The sequence below is a fragment of the Couchioplanes caeruleus genome (assembly GCF_003751945.1).
Classification (GTDB): domain Bacteria; phylum Actinomycetota; class Actinomycetes; order Mycobacteriales; family Micromonosporaceae; genus Actinoplanes; species Actinoplanes caeruleus.
In genome coordinates this window covers 4869749-4887370 of the sequence record NZ_RJKL01000001.1, presented here as the reverse complement: position 1 = coordinate 4887370, position 17622 = coordinate 4869749, and the positions used below count along the sequence as shown (strand labels likewise).

Genomic DNA, 17622 nt, shown 5'->3' with positions numbered 1-17622 from the left:
ACGTCCCCACGGCCACGGGACCGAACACACGTGGTGCGACCGGCGGTCACCCGGCGCCCGGCCCGGCCCGGGATCTCGGCCCGGGCCGGACCCGGCGTCAGGCGACCTCGGCGATGACCTCCACCTCGACCGGCGCGCCCAGCGGCAGCTCCGACACGCCGACGGCGCTGCGGGCATGCCGTCCGAGCTCTCCGAAGACGTCACCGAAGAGGTTCGAGGCACCGTTGATGACCGCCGGCTGCCCGGTGAAGCCCTCGGCCGACGCCACGAAGCCGGTCAGCTTCACGATCTTGGTGATCCGGCCCAGGCCCACCAGCGCGTCGATCGCCGCGAGGGCGTTCAGGGCGCAGTACCGGGCCATCTCCGTGCCCTGCTCGGCGGTGACGTCCGCGCCGACCTTGCCGGTGAACGGCAGCTTCCCGTCCACCATCGGCAATTGCCCGGAGGTGTAGACGTAGTTTCCGGACTGCACCGCCGGCACGTACGACCCGATGGGCGCCACCACGGTCGGCAGGGTCAGGCCCAGCTCGGCCAACTTCGCGTACGCGTCCGCGCCGCCCTCGCCGCTGACCGGCGTCGGCGCGCTCACGCCTTCGCCCGCTTCATGTAGGCCACCAGTTGCTCCGGGTTCGGGCCCGGCACGACCTGCACCAGCTCCCAGCCGTCGTCACCCCAGTTGTCGAGGATCTGCTTGGTCGCGTGGACCAGCAGCGGCACGGTCACGTACTCCCACTTCTGCATTGCTCGCAGCTCCCAGAGATAGTCCGCTCGAGCCCGCCGGCCCGCACTTCGGCGACAGCCTAGCCAGGCGGGCGGAGCGGCCTCGCGGCCGACCGGATTCCATTACCCTGACGTGGGGGTGGTGCGACTCCTCCGCAGGTGGAAGACAGGGGGGCACGATGACGCGACCGTCGCAGGGAGAACCCGGGCGGACCTCATCGATCGCGGCCGCGGAGGCACCCGCCACCGACTTCATCGACGCCACCGCGCCGAGCGCTCCCCCGGCCTGGCCGCCCATGGGCGCGTACCCGGGCGAGCCCGGCCACCCCGCTGTCCCGGCGACGGCTCCGCCGGAATGGCCGCCGAACGGTCCGCAGACCGCGGAGCCCGGTCACGCACAGCCCCCGGCGCAGGCTTCCATCGGGCTGACGGCGGTGGTCGGGGAGCCGCTGCAGGGCGACGCCCTGCACGCAGAGACGGTCGAGGGCGAGGTCGTCTGGCATCAGCCGCCGCCGACCGAGCCGTTCCACGCCAAGCACGAGAAGCCCGGCGAGTGGCACACGCACCCGCCCGACCACCTCGCCTTCGAGCACTCGCCGCCGGCGGAGGTGCAGCCCGGCGTCCAGCACGACCAGCCGACCGAGGCGATCCCGCTGAGCATGCTGCCGCAGCCGTGGCAGGTGCCGTTCGACCCGCACCACACCGAGACGGTCGCCGAGGAACAGCCGCGCCGCGGTAAGCGCCCCGGACTCTGGATCGGGCTGGCCCTGGGGGTGCTGCTCCTGCTGTTCGGTGGCGGCACGTTGTCCGCGCTCCTACTGCTCCGCAACGCCGACAGCGGCAAGGGCTCGCCGGATCCGGGCACGGCCGTCGACCGCTTCCTGACGTCGGTCTACACGCAGAAGGACGCGACCTCGGCCGGCGACCACGTCTGCCGCGAGGCGCGCGACGAGGACAAACTCCAGGAGCGGGTCGACCAGATCAAGGGGTACGCGAACGAGTACCAGGCGCCGACCTACCGCTGGAGCGAGCCGGCCGTGTCGGGTCAGGACGAGGAGAAGGCCACGGTGGCCGTCCAGCTCACGGTGACCACCGACGACGAGAAGAGCGCACAGCAGCAGTTGACGTTCACGGTGGTCCGCAAGACCGGCTGGCTCGTCTGCGACGTCGCCGGCTGAGCTTCGCGACGTGAGCCCGTACGCTCGAAGGCGTGGGTAGAAGCGATTGGCCCGCTCGGCTCCACGTGGTGACGGGCAAGGGCGGCACCGGCAAGACCACCGTGGCGGCGGCGCTGGCCCTGGGCCTGGCCGCCGGCGGGCACCGCACGCTGCTGGTCGAGGTGGAGGGACGGCAGGGCATCGCCCAGCTCTTCGGCACCGAACCGCTGCCCTACGCGGAGCGGCGCATCGCCATCCCGCCCGATGCGCACGGCGAGGTCCGGGCGCTCGCCGTGGACCCCGAGGAAGCCCTGCTCGAATACCTCGACATGTTCTACAAGCTCGGTGCCGCCGGGCGCGCGCTCCGCAAGATCGGCGCCATCGACTTCGCCACCACCATCGCTCCCGGCCTGCGCGACGTGCTGCTCACCGGCAAGGTCAAGGAGGCGACCACCCGCTCGTCGGACGGGCGCCGGGCGTACGACGCGGTCGTGCTCGACGCGCCGCCGACCGGCCGCATCGGACGGTTCCTCAACGTGACCGCGGAGACCGCCAAGCTGGCGAAGATGGGACCGATCAAGACGCAGAGCGACGGGGTCGCCTCGCTGCTGCGCTCGCCGATCACCTCCGTGCACGTGGTCACGCTGCTGGAGGAGATGCCCGTGCAGGAGAGCCTCGACGCCATCGCGGAACTGAACGCCCTGCACATCCCGGTCGGCCGGATCATCGTCAACGGCGCCCGGCCTCCGCTGCTGGCCGGCGCGAAGGTGACCAAGGCGGAGCTCAAGCGCGGCCTGACCGCGGCCGGGCTGCCGACCGACCCGGCGACGGTGGCCGCGCTGCACGCCGAGGCGAAGGCGCATCTGACCCGGCGCGAGCTCGAGGAGTCGCTGCGCGCCGATCTCGCCGAGAGCGACCATCCGATGGTGGAACTGCCTCTGCTGGAGGGCGGGGTGGATCTCGACGGGCTGAACCGGCTCGCCGACATACTCATGGGTGTCTGAGCTCATGCTGATTGTCTGACCGGCCACACAGCACCGCGCTCCACCCCGCGACCCGAGCCCCGAGTCAGTACGCTCGAATCGTGGCCGCTGATCAGACCGCCCCGCGCCTGGACGTCGACGCCCTGCTGGCGGACCCGTCGACCCGCATCGTGGTGTGCTGCGGCGCCGGCGGCGTCGGCAAGACCACCACGGCGGCCGCGCTCGGGCTACGCGCCGCCGAACGGCACGGAAGGCGCACGGTGGTGCTGACCATCGACCCGGCGCGCCGCCTGGCCCAGTCGATGGGCCTGACCGAGCTGGACAACACGCCCCGGCAGGTCAAGGGCATCGACACCGAGGCGGCCGGCGGCGAGCTGCACGCCATGATGCTCGACATGAAGCGCACGTTCGACGAGGTCGTGCAGGCGCACACCTCGCCACAGCGCGCCGCGGAGATCTTTGGGAACCCCTTCTACCAGGCCATGAGCTCCACCTTCTCCGGCACGCAGGAATACATGGCGATGGAGAAGCTCGGTCAGTTGCGCTCCCGCGACGAGTGGGACCTGATCGTGGTGGACACGCCGCCGTCGCGCTCCGCGCTCGACTTCCTCGACGCGCCCGCGCGGCTGTCGCGCTTCCTCGACGGCCGCATGCTGCGCATGCTGATGGCTCCGGCGCGCGGCGGGCGGAGCATGTTCAGCCTGGTCACCGCCTCGTTCGGACTCTTCTCCCGGGCGGTGCAGAAGATCCTCGGCGCCCAGCTCCTCACCGACCTGTCCGGCTTCGTCGCCGCGCTGGACTCCATGTTCGGCGGCTTCCGGCAGCGCGCCGACGAGACGTACCGGATCCTGCAGGACCCGCAGACGGCCTTCCTGCTGGTCGCCGCGCCGGAGCGCGACGCGGTCCGCGAGGCCGCGTACTTCGCCGAGCGGCTGGTCGCCGAGCGCATGCCGCTCGCCGGTCTGGTGCTCAACCGCACCCACCGCGCGGCGCTGGAGTCGGTCCCGCTGGCCGCGGCCGAGGCCGGGGCGGCCGCCCTCGACGCCGAGGGCGATCAGCAGACCACGGCCGACGCGCTACGGGTGCATGCCGGGCTGCTCCGGCAGATCGATCGAGAGGTACGCGTGGCCGCGCAGTTCACCGGCGCTTTCCCGGACGTGCCCACGGTGTCGGTGACGGCGCAGCCCGCCGACGTCCACGACGTCGACGGGCTGCGAACGATCGGCGATACGCTCACCGCCGGAATTTCCACCTAATCAGCGGGTGGAGACGAGCACCTTGTCGGCGCCCTTCTCACGCAGTGCGGCTTCGAACATCTTGCGCCAGCTCGCCACGTGCGGGTGCCGGCGCAGCAGAGCCCGCCGCTCCCGTTCGGTCATGCCTCCCCAGACTCCGAATTCGATCCGGTTGTCCAGTGCGTCGGCGAGGCATTCGTAGCGGACCGGGCAGCTTCGGCAGATTCTCTTCGCCACGTTCTGCTCGGCGCCCTGCACAAAAAGCGCGTCAGGGTCGCCACTCTGACACGCCGCCATGCTGGGCCAGTCGCTGATCATCCCCATCTGTTCACGTCCCCCCTTGCAATTACCCCCTGACGCCGACGCGCTCATGTCCCCCAAGCCGCGCAGACGTCGTGCGATAGCTCGCCGGACCCATCATGCTCCGTAGTCAGGCGATTACGCAACGTTGTCCCTCAAATACGTATACCTCGGAAGTTCCGGGCATCACACTCTGACCGGACGGAGAAAACCTCGCGGGATATCTCAGAAAACGCTCCGCCCGGCCGATCGAGGGGGCAGAATCATTCTGGGCGAACCGTGACCAACTCGTCGCGTGGTCACGGGCCTCTTTCGCGTACCCTGCTGTCGTGACCTCCTGGATGCGCAGACGCGATCACAACATCTTCGCCAATGCGACCTCGTTGCTGATCTGCGGCCTTCTGGCCGGAGTGGTGGTCGCCGCTGCCGCTTTCCCCGCCGTAGCGATGTCCGGATTGGCCGCAAAGGCGGGCGGGGAGACCTTCGCAAGCCTTCCCGGCGAACTCAAGCAGGCGAGCGCGCCCCAGATCAGCCGAATCTTCGCTTCGGACAACAAGACGCAGATCTCGGTCTTCTACGACGAGTTCCGCAGCGACGTCCCGCTGAAGGACATCTCGAAGCACATGCAACACGCGATCGTCGCGGCGGAGGATCACGAGTTCTACAAGCACAACGGCGTCGACCTCAAGGGTGTCGCCCGCGCGTTCGTCAACAACAACAGCGGCAAGTCCTCCCAGCAGGGCGCCTCGACGCTGACCATGCAGTACGTGCGCATGTCCCTGGCCTACTCGGCGACGAACCCCCAGGAAGTCGTCAACGCCACCAAGGACACGCCCAAGCGCAAGATCACCGAGATGAAGTACGCCATGCAGGTCGAGAAGGAGCTCACCAAGGACCAGATCCTCGAGCGCTACCTCAACCAGGCGCCCTTCGGCAACGGATCGTACGGCGTCTACGCCGCCAGCCAGGTCTACTTCAAGAAGAAGCCCAAAGACCTCACGATCGCAGAGTCGGCCCTGCTCGCCAGCATGGTGAAGGCGCCCACGGCGTTCAATCCGACCACCGCCAGCGGCCACCCGCAGGCGCTGGCACGACGCGACTACGTCGTCGCGGACATGCTCGAGCTGAAGTTCATCACCCCGGAAGAGGCCAAGAAGGCCACCGAGACGAAGATCGCCAAGACCGTCCAGCGGGTCGGCAACGGCTGCGTCTCCGTGGTGACGAATAGCTGGGGCTTCTTCTGTGACTACTTCTACCGCTGGTGGCTGAGCCGCAACGAGTTCGGCGCCACCACGTACGACCGCGAGCGGCGGCTCAAGAGCGGCGGCTACCGCATCCAGACCTCGATGGACGTCAAGGCGCAGAACGCCGCCCGCGAGAACATCACCGACCGCATCGGCGACAAGAACAAGAACGCCCTGCTCCTGGCCGGCATCCAGCCCGGCACCGGCAAGGTCCGCACGCTCGCGGCGAACCGCCGCTTCAAGCTCGACGATCCGGCGCAACCGAAGAACAAGCTCTCCTCGGACCCGGCCAAGGCGAGGAAGGGCATCCGCGGCACGTACCCGAACACCACCAACCCGCTGATGAGCGGCGGCGGCGACATCACCGGCTACCAGGCCGGCTCGGTGAGCAAGATGTTCACCATCGTCGCGGCCCTGGAGAACGGCTACCCGCTGGCGTACTCGATCAATGCGCCCAAGAAGTACGTGTCGAAGTACATCATCGCCCCCGGCCCAGCTACCTGTAACGGCAAGTACTACTGTCCCGAGAACGCGAACCGGCAGGCCGGCGGCGTGCTCAACATGTGGAGCGCCTTCGGCAGATCCACCAACACCTACTTCGTCCCGCTGCAGGAGCGCGTCGGCGCCGAGAAGGTCGTCGACGTCGCCAAGCGCTTCGGCATCCAGTTCCGCACGCAGACGGACATCGACCTCTCCTCCACCGAGGAGGCGGCACACCAGTGGGGTGCCTTCACGCTCGGCGTGAACTCCACCACCCCGCTGGAGATGGCCAACGCGTACGCAACCCTGGCCGGCGACGGCATGTACTGCACCCCGACACCGGTCGAACAGATCACGTCCCAGGATGGCGACAAGATCGACGTTGGCAAGCCGCACTGCGTCCGGGCCACCAGTCCCGACGTGGCCCGCGCGGCCCTCGACGCCGCCCGCTGTCCGGTCGGCGACCGGGCCCAGTTGGGGAACTGCAGCGGCTCCACCGAGGCCCAGGCCTACAACACGATCCGGCATCCGATCTACGGCAAGACCGGCACCACCGACGGCTTCAAGACGGCGTCGCTCATCGTCGGCAGCAGCTCATTGACCGTCGCCGGCTATCTGGTGAACCCGGACTATCAGAACCACCGGGATTACATGTCACACAACATCGTCAATCCCGCCGTCTATCGCACGATGGCGGACTACCTGGACGGCACGCCCAAGGTCGACTTCAAGAAGCCGGACAGCAAGAAGATGGCCTTCGGCGACCAGCGCCTGATCCCGGAGGTGACCTGCGCGACCCTTGACGGCGCCCGGGCCCGCCTGGAAGGCGCCGGCTTCAGCGCCACCGTCGGCGCCGAGGTCGAGTCCAACTGTCCGAAGGGCACCGCGGCCGGCACCAACCCGAGCGGCCGCACCATCAAGGGCGGCTTCGTGAGCATCGAGGTCAGCAAGGGCCGCGACGGCAAGCCCGACGACCCGGAAGAGGACGACGGCGGCAACCGCCGGCGACCCGGACGCCGCTAGCGCACGGTTTCACGGGAAACGGGCGAGTCACCCTTCGATGGCCCGCCCGTTTCCGATCGCCGGGCGGACTTCAGCCGAGCTGCTTGCGTACCTCCGCGGCGACGCGGCCACCCTCCGCCCGGCCGGCCACCGCCGCCTGGGCGGCCTTCATGGCCGGACCCATCTGCCCCTTCCCGCTGAAGCCACCGGCGCGCAGCGCCTCCGCGACCAGCTCGACGATCTCCTCGTCGGAGAGCTGGACCGGCAGGTACCGGTCGAGAATGCCGCCCTCGGCGTTCTCCCGCGCGGCCTGCTCGGCACGCCCGGCGTCCTCGAAGGCCGTCGCGGCCTCACGGCGCTTCTTCGCCTCCTTGGTCAGCACCGTGAGCACCTCGTCGTCGGAGAGCTCCCGCGCGGCGTCACCGGAGACCTCGGCGTTGCGCACCGCCGAGAGCGCCATCCGCAGCGTCGAGGTGGTCAGCTCGTCGCGGCCCTTCATCGCGGCACGCAGGTCATCGTTCAGGCGGTCCTTCAGCGTTCCCATGGACGGTCAAACTACTCTGACCGTCATGCGCAAGCGCCCCTTTATCGCCCTGGCCGCCGCGATCGCCGCCGTCGGCGGCGCCACCTTCGCCTATGCCTCCCTGGTCGAGCGCAACCTCTTCACACTGCGCCGCTTCAGCGTCCCGGTGCTCGAACCGGACGCGGAGCCCCTGCGCATCCTGCACCTGTCGGACCTGCACATGATGCCGTCCCAGCACCGCAAGCAGGCCTGGGTCGCCGCCCTCGCCGGCACCGACCCCGACCTCGTGGTCGTCACCGGCGACAACATGTCCTCCCCCGACTCGGTGCCCGGCGTCCTGCGCGCCCTCGAGCCACTGCTGGGTCTCCCGGGAGCCTTCGTGTTCGGCTCCAACGACTATCGCGGCCCGGTCTGGAAGAACCCGCTGCAATACCTGCTGCCCGAGCGCGAGTACGTCCAGGGCGTCGACCTGCCGACGGAAACCCTGCGCCAGGCCCTGTGCGAGGCGGGCTGGGCAGACCTCAACAACGCCCGTACGGTGCTCAAGGCCGGCGGCCGGTCGATCGAGTTCGTCGGCGTCGACGACCCCCACGTGGACCGCGACGACTACCCCTCGGTGGCGGGCGAAGCCTCCCCCGGCGCCGACCTGCACATCGGCGTCACCCACACCCCGGCCTCCCGCGTCCTGGACGCGATGGCGGCGGACGGCTTCTCTCTCCTGCTGGCCGGCCACACGCACGGCGGCCAGGTCTGCGTCCCGGGCTACGGCGCACTGACCACCAACTGCGACCTGCCGCAGGCGATGGCCAAGGGCCTGCACCGCTGGCCGGGCTCCGAGGCGTGGCTGCACGTATCGGCAGGCCTCGGCACCCACCCGACGGCCCCGATCCGCTTCGCATGCCGCCCGGAGGCCTCCATCCTGACGCTGATCCCCCGCTGAGCCGGCGACAGATGCTCGTCCCGCCGCCTCTGCGCTGTTGTCGGTCGCCCGAAACTTCTCCCGAGCGTCCCCACCTCGGTCTTCACCCTGGCTGAACCGGCGGCACCGGCCCGCTTTGAGCCTCACGCCTCACCCTTGCCCGAACCCGCGACACCGACTCGCCCTGAGCCTCACGCTTCGCTCTCGCTGGACCGGCGGCATGAGCCCGTCAGTGGAAGAACTTGAGGCCGACGACGCCGCTGATGACGAGGAGCAGGCAGAGGAGCCGGGGCAGACTGGTGGACTCACCGAGGGCGACCATGCCGACCAGCGCCGTGCCCACGGCTCCGATCCCCACCCAGACCGCATAGCCGGTGCCGATCGGGACGCTGCGCAGCGCGTAGCCGAGCCCCGCCATGCTCAGCACCAGCGCCACGGCGAACACGACGCTCGGCACGATGCGGCTGAAGGACTGGCTCTTGGCGAGGGCGACGGCCCAGACGGTCTCGAGCAGGCCGGAGATGATCAGGACGATCCATGCCATGACGAACTCACCCCTGGGGCGGTCGTCTTGTCAGGCCGGGTACGACACGCACTCGTCCGGGATGTCCGCGATGCGGCATCACCCCCAGGGTAGCCACCCCCGATGGCGGCGGCAAAACGCCGGTGGTGGCACACCGTGTTCGGCGTACCACCACCGGCGTTCTCTACATTCCGATCGGCTACATCGGCCGGCGACCGGCGACGCTGCCCCGGTCCTGCCTGCGCTGTCGCGCGCGGAGCGCGGCGGCGCGCCGGCGATGCGCTTCCTGGCTCAGGTCTGGTCGTCGGCCAGGTTGATGCTGCCGTACGAGCCGAACGTGGCGGAACTGTACGCCTTGACCGGGGCGGCGAACGCGCCCGTGGTGTCGGCGGTCAGGCTGTGCAGGGCGACCGTACCGTTGTCGTATCCGTGGAGGAATGCGACGTCGTCACGGCCGTCGCCGTTGAAGTCGCCGGCGGTGAGGCGGGTGCGATCCCAGGAGCCGAATGCCGCGGTCGTCGACTTCCAGGAGACGAGCGCGTTGTTGAAGCCGCCGCCGAGCTTGGCGGTGAACGTGAACATGGCCAGCTTGCCGTCGGCGTACCCGTAGAGCCCGGCAGCGTCGCCGAGGCCGTCGCCGTTGAAGTCACCCGCGGTGATGGTCAACCGCTTGACGTCGCCCCAGTACGGGGTCGACGGCGCATGCCAGGCCCGGGTCGGGTTTCCGAAGCCGCCGCTGGTGTTGGCGGTCCAGGTGTAGATCGCGACGCTGTGGTCGGCGTGCCCGTAGAACGACCCGATGTCGGTACGGCCGTCGTTGTTGAAGTCGCCGCTGAAGATCTTCATCCGGCCGACCTCGCCCCAGTACGGCTGCGCCGGGGCGAACCAGCTCCGCGTCGGGTTGCCGAAGCCACCGTCCTCGCGCGCGAGCCAGGTGTGCAGGCCGATGGAGTAGTCGGGGTAACTGAGGAACCCGGCGATGTCGGTACGCCCGTCCTTGTTGAAGTCGCCGCTGGTCAGCCGCATCCTGTCGTACGCGCCGAACGTCTTGTGCTGCCACGAACGCAGGCCGGCCTGGTAGGTGCCGTCGGGCTTGGCGAGGAAGGTGTCCAGCGACATCGACCCGTCGGCCGCGCCGTTGAGCACCGCCTGGTCGACGATCTTGTCGCCGTTGAAGTCGCCCCGGAACGTCTTGATCTTGCTGATGTTGTAGGCGCCGTCGGCCGTCTTGGTGCCCTTGCTCGACGTGAATGCACCCGTCGGCCCGGTCGTGAACGTGAGCGGCGCGATGGCGCCGGTGGCGTACCCGTAGACCACGGGGATGTCCGCGCGGGCGTCCTCGGTCAGCGCGTCTGGCCCGACCTCGAACTGCCCGGTACGCCGGAACCAGCTCACGTCATCCCGGGTGCCGGCCAGCGCCGCGCGGGCCGCGGCGGCGAGCTTGCGGTGCCGGATCTTCTCTGCCCGGACCAGGATCTCCTCGACCTGGCGGCGGTCCTCGGCCGCCGCCGCCTCGAAGGCCCTCTGGGTGTCGCGGTCCTTGGCCTGGTGAATGCCCACCTCGATGAAGGACTTCCACACGGCCGGGTCGTTGCTCCGTGCCGCGGCGATGGCGGCGGCCTGGACCTCGCTGCCGCCGGCGGCGTGGTTCCACACCTCGGTGACGAAGTCCCGGTCCGGCAGGTTGAGGAGCTGAGGTGTGGGCTCCAGCCCGATCTTGTGTGCGGCGGACTCCTTCGCGGCGCGTGCCAGCGCCGCGGCCTTCTCGGCTTCGGACTTCTCCTGGTCCTTGGCGATGATATCGGCGATGTCCTGCTTGGCGGCGGCGGCCAGGCCGGAGGCGATGAACGTACGCTGCTGCTCGGCGGTGCCCGCGAGCGCGGCGGCGGCCGCCTCCTTGACCTTGGGCCAGTCGGTGTCGTTCTCGACACGCTTCCAGATCAGCTGGGCGAAGGCCCTGTCGTCGCCGTTGAGCATGGCCGCGTCGGCGACGACGTGGATGCTGGCCGCGGCGGCGGCACGCGCGAGGTCGCTCTGCCGCTTGGCGTCGGCCTCGGCCTTCTCGCGGGCGAGGTCCCGTTCGAACGCCGCGAACACGCCGGTGACGATGAACTCCCGGCAGGCCGCTGCGGTGGCGTCCGAGCCTTCCGGCGCGGACAAGGTGCCGTACGCCAGCTCGGCGGCGGCGCTCACTTCGAGGTGGTCCGGATCGTCCTTGATGAGCTTCCAGAGCCCGATGACAAAGTCGCGGTCGGTCCGCTCGATCAGGGCGGCGTCGTCACCGCGGCCGAACTTCACGGCCACCTTCAGCTTCTGCTCGTAGCTGGCCGGACCCTGGTCCGCCACGTCCGCGGCCAGCACACCCGCCATCGGCGCGGCCTGCGCCACCGTGGGCACGCCCAAAGTCAGAGACACCGCGGTCACGCCTGCGGCCATCAGGCGACGAGCCGACCCCAAGGTCGAAAAATTCATGAAAGCGTTCCCCCGTAGCGAAAGGACTGGTGGCCCGGGCTGTCGATGCCATCGGAGCCGCGAATCGAAACGGGACCGTATCGGCCGCGAGCAGCGCCGAGCAAGAAATGTGGATGAGACGATCGCCTCCCCCCGGTCCGGAGCACTCAGGTGGACTTCGCCGAAGTTCCATGTTTAGATGCCGACCATCGCCGGGCCCGCGCGCCGAGATCGATGATCGCCTGGCTCCACCACCTTCGATGCCACCGCTAGAACGCGCTGGTTGTTCCGGGCTTGGTGCGGAGGAGCTCGCGGGCCTGTTCTGCTGCGCGGATGATGCTTTCGCCGATGAAGTCGAGGAAGCGGGCGATGTTCTCCAGGCGGGTGGCGCAGTCACGAGGACGCAGATGCAGGAGCTTGGCGTTCCCGCCGTTCTTCAGGACGGCGACGGGCGGCGGGAAGCGGCCTCCGGCGTTGACACATCACTAATTCGGCGGGTCGTTCTCACGCCGTCCTGCAACGGCTCCAACGACTCGAACAAGCGTTATCAGAACCATCACGGTAATCGTTGCCTCGAAGGCTGACTCCGCCCGCTCGGCGCTCCAGAACAGCAGCATGAGCCCGACAATGGTCCCAGCGAACACGAGCACGATGGTGACGGTGGCCAGCCACACGCCCCAGGCGTCGCCAGCCATCTCGCGCAGCCTCGCTACCGGTGCGGCGATCAGCCCGGCGGCTAAAGAACGACCCCCATCCGACCGTGCACGCCTTTGATTCGGACGAACAGCCCTTTTCGTCGTCGAGACCAACGAGACACAGTCCCACTTCAAGATCATTTAGCCGCCGGAGTGTGGGCGTCCGACGACGAGCGTCAATCTGGTCGCAAAAAAAGGTAGCGGGTCGTCCGAAATTGACTGGGTTCACGGCATTCTGCCAGCGCAACGTCCGTGGACGCATGTAGATCTTGCGCGCGTGGACGGAGAGCGCGATGTTAAATCGATACCGAGAACATCTTGCCGCCCTGCCGGGGCAGGACCACGATGGCAGGAATGCCCCTCCACTCACTCCGGTTCCATCTCGTCGATTCGCCGACTTCCTATGGCGCGAAACGGCGTGCGCTGCGCGCTGCCTGGCTGTCCGACACCTTCCCGGACCTTGCCCAGATGACCGTCCTCGATCTCGGCGGGCGGGTCAGCAGCTGGACCCAGGTTCCCGTGCGCCCGGCACGCGTGCACGTGGTCAACCTCGAGCCGTTGCCCACCGAGCTGCCCGACTGGGCCGAGGCCGACCATGCCGACGCTTGCGAACTGCCCGCCAGCATCGCATCACGCCGCTATGACCTGGTCTTCAGCAACAGCGTCCTGGAACATGTCGGTGGTCACGAACAGCGCCGGCGGATGGCCGAGGCCGTCAGCACCCTGGCGCCGCGCTACTGGGTACAGACCCCGTACCGTTATTTCCCGATCGAACCGCACTGGGTCGCACCCGGAATGCAGTTTCTTCCGGTGGCAGCCCGGGTCGCCGTGGCTCGGAAATGGCCGCTGGCTTATACCCCCGGCAAGTCCTGGGAGCTGGCGATGAAACAGGTGCTCACCACCGAGCTCGTCGGAAAGGCGGAGATGCGCTATCTCTTCCCCGACGCCGAGATCCGCTCGGAACGACTGCTGGGGATGACGAAGTCGCTGATCGCCGTCCGCACCGTGTGAGCGGGCAGCTTCCGTGAAGCGTCGACCGCCGCATCATCGCCCCATGGCGACGGCCGGCGGGCTTGACAGGGTGGACGATTCGGTAGGGCCTTTCACCAGGGGAGGGGCGCTGACGGCATCTATTAGCTGTGCGGCCCGCCGCTTCGGAGGTACCTCTCAGGGGGAATCCTCATGCGTTGGGCATGGAGCTCTTGAAGCCGGGCTGTCGTTCTAGGTGATGCCAGTGGTTGTCCGAATCGAGCTGCCCAGATGGCTTCAAGAATCGCCCGCAGGTCTGCGTCCAGAAGTTCACCTCGCTCCACTTCGGCCGGGGGGATACGGCCGAGTCCTTCGAGCGCCCATCGCCGACTTTCTGGTTCACGGACAGCCTTGAGAAGTTCCGTTGTCCGTCGTGCGTGGGCAAGGAGATACGCGGCTATCGCGGAGCGGGGCAACCTGTCGGACAGTGCATCCACAAGGATCGCGGCGAAGTCATCGGGCACTTCGCCGATGGCGGCGACGGCGTGTGTGCGAATGTCGTCGTCATCGGAGGTCACATGCGGCCACACGTCAATCGGTCGCTGGAGGCCCGCGCTTCCCAGCCCCCAAACTGCGGCACACCGCATCTCGACAGAGAGCCCTTCGTCAGCAACGACGTGCCGCAGTTGCTCGGCCGCGGCCGGATGCTCGGCCTCGCCGAGCATGAGGACGGCCTCCATCGCCATCCCATCCCGGCGTATGAAGGATGACGCCAAGCTGAGTCTCGTCTTCAGCAACTCCTCGGGCCGCCTGTGGGCACTGGTGCAACGGGCGATCCGCCAGGCGGGGTTCCGGATCGAAGACGACGGGATTCGTCTGCTGGACAAGGGGCAGCGGTCGGTAGAGGGGCTTGCCTCCGGGTTCGAGAACGTCGTGACGATGGATCTCATTCTGACGATGCGTAAGTGCCCCGACGAGACCCGCGAGTGCCCCGACGAGACCCGCGTGCTCCAGGAGATCGAGTCGGCCGAGGCCGCCGCGGCCGGATGCAGCGATGAATGGGCCGCCATGGTCTGGGTGACCGGCACGGACAGCGCCACGAGGCCGGCCGAAGACCTGGCCGACCTGGCCGGCGACGGTGCCCCGGTTCACGTGTGCATCTACCGGGTCCCGGCGGGTGAGCAGCGCAGTGACAAGCCGCGCGGTGAGGTCATCTTCCGGGATCTGCTGCCCGCCGGACGATGGGCGGCCATCAAACGGCAGGTCCAGGCAGCCGGGCCGGTGCAGGCGTGCAGCACCCCGGCGAGCCGCTTTGCCCTGCTGACGCCGGATGAGATCTACGTGGAACTGGACGGCTGCCGACGAATCCTGGCGCCGGCGTCCCCCCGCGGCGACGACACCAGTTCCGACACGCTCCGGCAGGCCCCTGCGGCCCTGCCTGCCCTGCTCTCCAAGCCATAGGTCGGGAGGCCGGCGGTCCGCCCCGGCTCCCTGCCACCGCGCCCACTATGGGCTTCCGGAGCGTCGACCAGATCACTCCCCAGAGCGGGCCGGGTGACAGCTCAGGTCCGGTCGGCGTTGCCGACGGTGTTGACGTGGTGCCCGGCGCGGTGCAGAAGCGAGGTCGGGAACGTTCTCGCCGACGAGGATCGTGGTCACGGTTGTCTTCCTTGGAGTCGGGGTTGCGGTGTGCGGCTGCGGCGCGGCAGCCGCAGCCGCACGCTCGCGCCGGGCTGGTGATGTTTGATGTCGAAGCTGATGTCGCCGCGGTGCAGGGCAGTGATGGCGTGCACGAGGGCAAGGCCGAGGCCGGCGCCGGGGAAGCCCTGGTGGGCGACGTTGCTGGCGCGGTAGAACCGGTCGAAGAGATGGTGGTGTTCGCCGGCGGGGATGCCGATGCCGGAATCGGTGATGCGCAGTTCGGCCATCTCGGGGCGTGCGGTGAGGCGGATACGGACGTCGCCGCCGTGAGGGCTGTAGGTGATGGCGTTGGACAACAGGTTGTCCACGGCCTGGCGGAGCCGGGCGGGGTCGCCGTGCAGGGATAGGCGTTTGGGGAGTTTGGTGTGCAGCCGTACGCCGTTGGCCGCCGCGGCCGGTTCCGCGGCGGCTACTGCGGAGGCGACGATGTCGACCAGGTCGTGCTCGGTGACGGCGAGCTGGAGGTGTCCGGCTTCCAGGCCGGACAGGTCCAGCAGGTCGTCGACGATGGTGCGCAGACTGCCGGCGTTGCGGGCGATGACGTGCAGCATGTGGCGGGCCTCGTCGGCACCGATGGTGGGGTCGTCGGCGAGCATGGTGGCGTAGCTGGTGATCGAGGTCAGCGGGGTGCGCAGTTCATGGCCGACCAGGGTGAGGAAGTCGTTACGGGTTCGTAGCAGTTGCTCGGCCAGGTCGGCGCTGCGGCGCAGGGCCACGAACATGCCGAACTGGGCGGCCACACCGCTGAGGAGCACGGTGAGCAGGTCCTGGTCCTGCTCCCGGGTGCCGCAGTAGTAGGCCAGCACGCCCAGCACGGCGTCGCCGTCGCGGATCGGCACCGCCAGGAAAGTGTGCAATCGCGTGTGGGCGCAGGTCTGCGCCTGGACGAGGGACTGCTCGGTGGCCGAGTCTGCGGTGTCGGTGATGTCCGGCACCCACAGCGGCTGGCCGGTGGCCCACACGGTGCCGATGACGCCGACGCCTCGGGTCACCGGATCGAGGTGCAGGTCCCCGCACTGCCCTTCGGCGGTGCTCCAATGCCCGGTCATCTGCAGGGTGTCGGTGAGCGGGTCGACGAGCCACAGTTCGCCGTGCGGCCAGCCCAACGTCTCGGACACGGCGCGCAGCGTGGCGGGCGCGGCGTCGCCGACGGTGGCCGCAGCGGCCAAGACCTGCCAGACCTGTTGCTCGCAGTCCCGGAATCCTTCCGCGCGGCGGATCGCGGTCACGTCGTGCAGCGCCGCTACGGCGCCCAGTCGCGTCCCCTCGCTGGTGGTGATGGGTTGCGCGTGGGAGACGAAGATCCGGTCCGGGACGCCGGGCATTCTGACCAGCACGTCGGCGGCCCGCACGTGTTCACCACGGAGAGCGCGCAGCAGCGGCGTTTGCGACAGCGGCAGCGGCGTGCCGTCGAGATCGCAAACGCTCTCGGCGACTGCTTGGGTCACCTCCGCGGCGCTCCAGTCCTCGCCTATACCGTGCACCCGGCGCAGCGCCCGGTTGACCACCAGCGGCGTGCCGTCCGGGCCTAGCGCGACGACTCCGACGTCGAGGTTGTCCAACAACGTGGCCAGGAATCGGCGTTGCCGCTCGGCGTCGTTCTCGGCCGCGGTCTGCTGCGACAGGTCGGTGACGAACACGCAGGCCAGCGCTCCGGCGGCGCCGCGGATCACCGACAGCACCATCTGGGCGGGCAGCCGGCGGCCGTCACGGTGGCGCAGGCTGACCCGGCGCGGCACCGAACGGGGCCGTGCGCCGGCCGCGAACAGCCGGTTCAGCGCTTTCCCGATCGGCTCACCGTCGTAGTCGGGTAGCACCGTGTCGGCGAGATGCCGGCCGAGGACCTCCTCCGCGGGCCAGCCCAGCAGGTCGTGCGCGGCCCGGTTGAACTCCACCACCACGCCGTCCGGATCCACCGCAACGAACGCCTCTTTCATACTTTCCACCAACGCGGCCGAATTCAGCGCCGCCGTTGCCGCGCGGGGATGGCCGGTCGGTGTGGCCGGGGTCTGGTGCGGGTGGGCGTTGGCGAGGCCGACGGCGGCGAACCCGGCGAACGTCTGGGCCAGCGTGATCGCGTCGTCGTCGAAGGCGTGCGCCTCGGTGGCGTAGATGTTCAGCCCGCAGGCTGCCTCTTCCCGCATCGGCAGGCCGATCGACAGGGAACTACCCACACCGGCCTGCCGGGCCGTGGCCGTCCAGTCAGGCCAGCGGTCCTCGCTGGCGATGTCGGGCACGGACAGGATCGTGGTCCCGACGGAGGCATCCAGGCACGGACCGTGTCCGCTCTCGTACTGCCTCTCATCGAGCTTGCGGGCGAGCTCACCGGTGACCGCGGCAGTGTGAGCCTGGTCCCCCTGCAAAAGGGTTATGCTGACCTCGCTCGCGCCGGCGATGGAGCGCTTGGCCAGCTGTGTGATCTTGACCAGCAGCGTGTCGACGTCGGGGTCGGCGAGCCGGATGCGGCCGAGCTCAGCGAACGCCTCCGTCACCGTCATAGGTTCGACGTACGTCATGCAAAAGCGCCCCTCGAACGGCGTACCACCAGCCGGCTGACGACGACGGTGGTGCGCGACTCGCTGCAGGACTCCTGACTCGGAGCTCAAGATCCACGCCGGTTCTCGACGCCGGTCTCGGCGGCGCCTACCGCAGGCACCGCACCACAGATTGCCTGGCTACCCCCCATGCCGGGCGGTAAACGGAACCCGGCTTCGCCAGCC

16 protein-coding genes and 1 riboswitch are annotated in these 17622 nt (G+C 69.0%); of the genes, 8 read left to right on the top strand and 8 right to left on the bottom strand.

Features of this window, described 5'->3' with window-relative positions:
• Positions 1-97: 97 nt before the first annotated feature.
• Complete coding sequence (locus EDD30_RS21700; protein ID WP_071805779.1) at positions 98-589, bottom strand: RidA family protein; 492 nt, start codon at positions 587-589, stop codon at positions 98-100.
• Positions 586-741, bottom strand: coding sequence for a Sp36 family protein (gene sp36, locus EDD30_RS39280; RefSeq protein ID WP_170047281.1), 156 nt, complete (start codon positions 739-741; stop codon positions 586-588). Before sp36 ends, EDD30_RS21700 begins: the two co-directional genes overlap by 4 nt.
• A gap of 158 nt (positions 742-899) precedes the next feature.
• On the opposite strand from sp36, the gene EDD30_RS21695 reads away from it, so the two are divergent.
• The 3 genes from EDD30_RS21695 (at position 900) to bagB (ending at position 4116) form a co-directional block, all read left to right on the top strand.
• Positions 900-1898: an Rv0361 family membrane protein gene (locus EDD30_RS21695; RefSeq protein WP_084556417.1), complete on the top strand. Its 999-nt coding sequence runs from the start codon at positions 900-902 to the stop codon at positions 1896-1898.
• Between the two features lie 32 nt (positions 1899-1930).
• Positions 1931-2881, top strand: coding sequence for an ATPase BagA (gene bagA, locus EDD30_RS21690; protein WP_071805780.1), 951 nt, complete (start codon positions 1931-1933; stop codon positions 2879-2881).
• A gap of 80 nt (positions 2882-2961) precedes the next feature.
• Entirely contained in the window at positions 2962-4116 is a 1155-nt protein-coding gene (bagB, locus tag EDD30_RS21685) for an ArsA family ATPase (RefSeq protein WP_071805781.1), read from the top strand.
• Here the strand turns inward: bagB and EDD30_RS21680 are convergent, their stop codons facing one another.
• The gene (locus EDD30_RS21680; protein WP_041832981.1) at positions 4117-4419 is read right to left on the bottom strand and encodes a WhiB family transcriptional regulator; all 303 of its coding nucleotides are present in this window, start codon (positions 4417-4419) and stop codon (positions 4117-4119) included.
• Between the two features lie 317 nt (positions 4420-4736).
• On the opposite strand from EDD30_RS21680, the gene EDD30_RS21675 reads away from it, so the two are divergent.
• Positions 4737-7142, top strand: a complete 2406-nt coding sequence (locus tag EDD30_RS21675; protein ID WP_071805794.1) for a transglycosylase domain-containing protein — start codon at positions 4737-4739, stop codon at positions 7140-7142.
• 70 nt (positions 7143-7212) lie between these two features.
• Here EDD30_RS21675 and EDD30_RS21670 read toward each other — a convergent pair whose 3' ends face one another.
• Positions 7213-7665, bottom strand: coding sequence for a GatB/YqeY domain-containing protein (locus EDD30_RS21670; RefSeq protein WP_071805782.1), 453 nt, complete (start codon positions 7663-7665; stop codon positions 7213-7215).
• A 25-nt stretch (positions 7666-7690) separates the two neighbouring features.
• Here EDD30_RS21670 and EDD30_RS21665 point away from each other — a divergent pair, with 25 nt between their 5' ends.
• On the top strand, positions 7691-8584 hold the full coding sequence (locus EDD30_RS21665; protein ID WP_071805783.1) for a metallophosphoesterase: 894 nt from the start codon (positions 7691-7693) through the stop codon (positions 8582-8584).
• 208 nt (positions 8585-8792) lie between these two features.
• On the opposite strand, the gene EDD30_RS21660 is transcribed toward EDD30_RS21665, so the two are convergent.
• The 3 genes from EDD30_RS21660 to EDD30_RS21645 all read right to left on the bottom strand — a co-directional run bounded on the left by EDD30_RS21660 (position 8793) and on the right by EDD30_RS21645 (position 12232).
• Positions 8793-9107 carry a DMT family transporter gene (locus tag EDD30_RS21660; RefSeq protein WP_071805784.1) on the bottom strand — a complete coding sequence of 105 codons (315 nt, stop codon included), beginning with the start codon at positions 9105-9107 and terminating at the stop codon, positions 8793-8795.
• 15 nt (positions 9108-9122) lie between these two features.
• Positions 9123-9189: riboswitch (guanidine-III (ykkC-III) riboswitch) on the bottom strand.
• A 188-nt stretch (positions 9190-9377) separates the two neighbouring features.
• Complete coding sequence (locus EDD30_RS21655) at positions 9378-11501, bottom strand: FG-GAP repeat domain-containing protein (RefSeq protein ID WP_143162699.1); 2124 nt, start codon at positions 11499-11501, stop codon at positions 9378-9380.
• 521 nt (positions 11502-12022) lie between these two features.
• On the bottom strand, positions 12023-12232 hold the full coding sequence (locus EDD30_RS21645) for a hypothetical protein (protein WP_071805786.1): 210 nt from the start codon (positions 12230-12232) through the stop codon (positions 12023-12025).
• A gap of 354 nt (positions 12233-12586) precedes the next feature.
• On the opposite strand from EDD30_RS21645, the gene EDD30_RS21640 reads away from it, so the two are divergent.
• The 3 genes from EDD30_RS21640 to EDD30_RS21630 all read left to right on the top strand — a co-directional run bounded on the left by EDD30_RS21640 (position 12587) and on the right by EDD30_RS21630 (position 14662).
• Positions 12587-13243, top strand: a complete 657-nt coding sequence (locus tag EDD30_RS21640) for a class I SAM-dependent methyltransferase (RefSeq protein WP_071805787.1) — start codon at positions 12587-12589, stop codon at positions 13241-13243.
• 227 nt (positions 13244-13470) lie between these two features.
• Positions 13471-13971, top strand: a complete 501-nt coding sequence (locus EDD30_RS21635; RefSeq protein WP_143162700.1) for a hypothetical protein — start codon at positions 13471-13473, stop codon at positions 13969-13971.
• Positions 13961-14662, top strand: a complete 702-nt coding sequence (locus EDD30_RS21630) for a hypothetical protein (RefSeq protein WP_071805788.1) — start codon at positions 13961-13963, stop codon at positions 14660-14662. The genes EDD30_RS21635 and EDD30_RS21630 overlap by 11 nt, the downstream gene beginning before the upstream one ends.
• 194 nt (positions 14663-14856) lie before the next feature.
• Here EDD30_RS21630 and EDD30_RS21625 read toward each other — a convergent pair whose 3' ends face one another.
• Positions 14857-17394, bottom strand: a complete 2538-nt coding sequence (locus tag EDD30_RS21625) for an ATP-binding protein (RefSeq protein WP_170047283.1) — start codon at positions 17392-17394, stop codon at positions 14857-14859.
• Positions 17395-17622 lie beyond the last annotated feature (228 nt).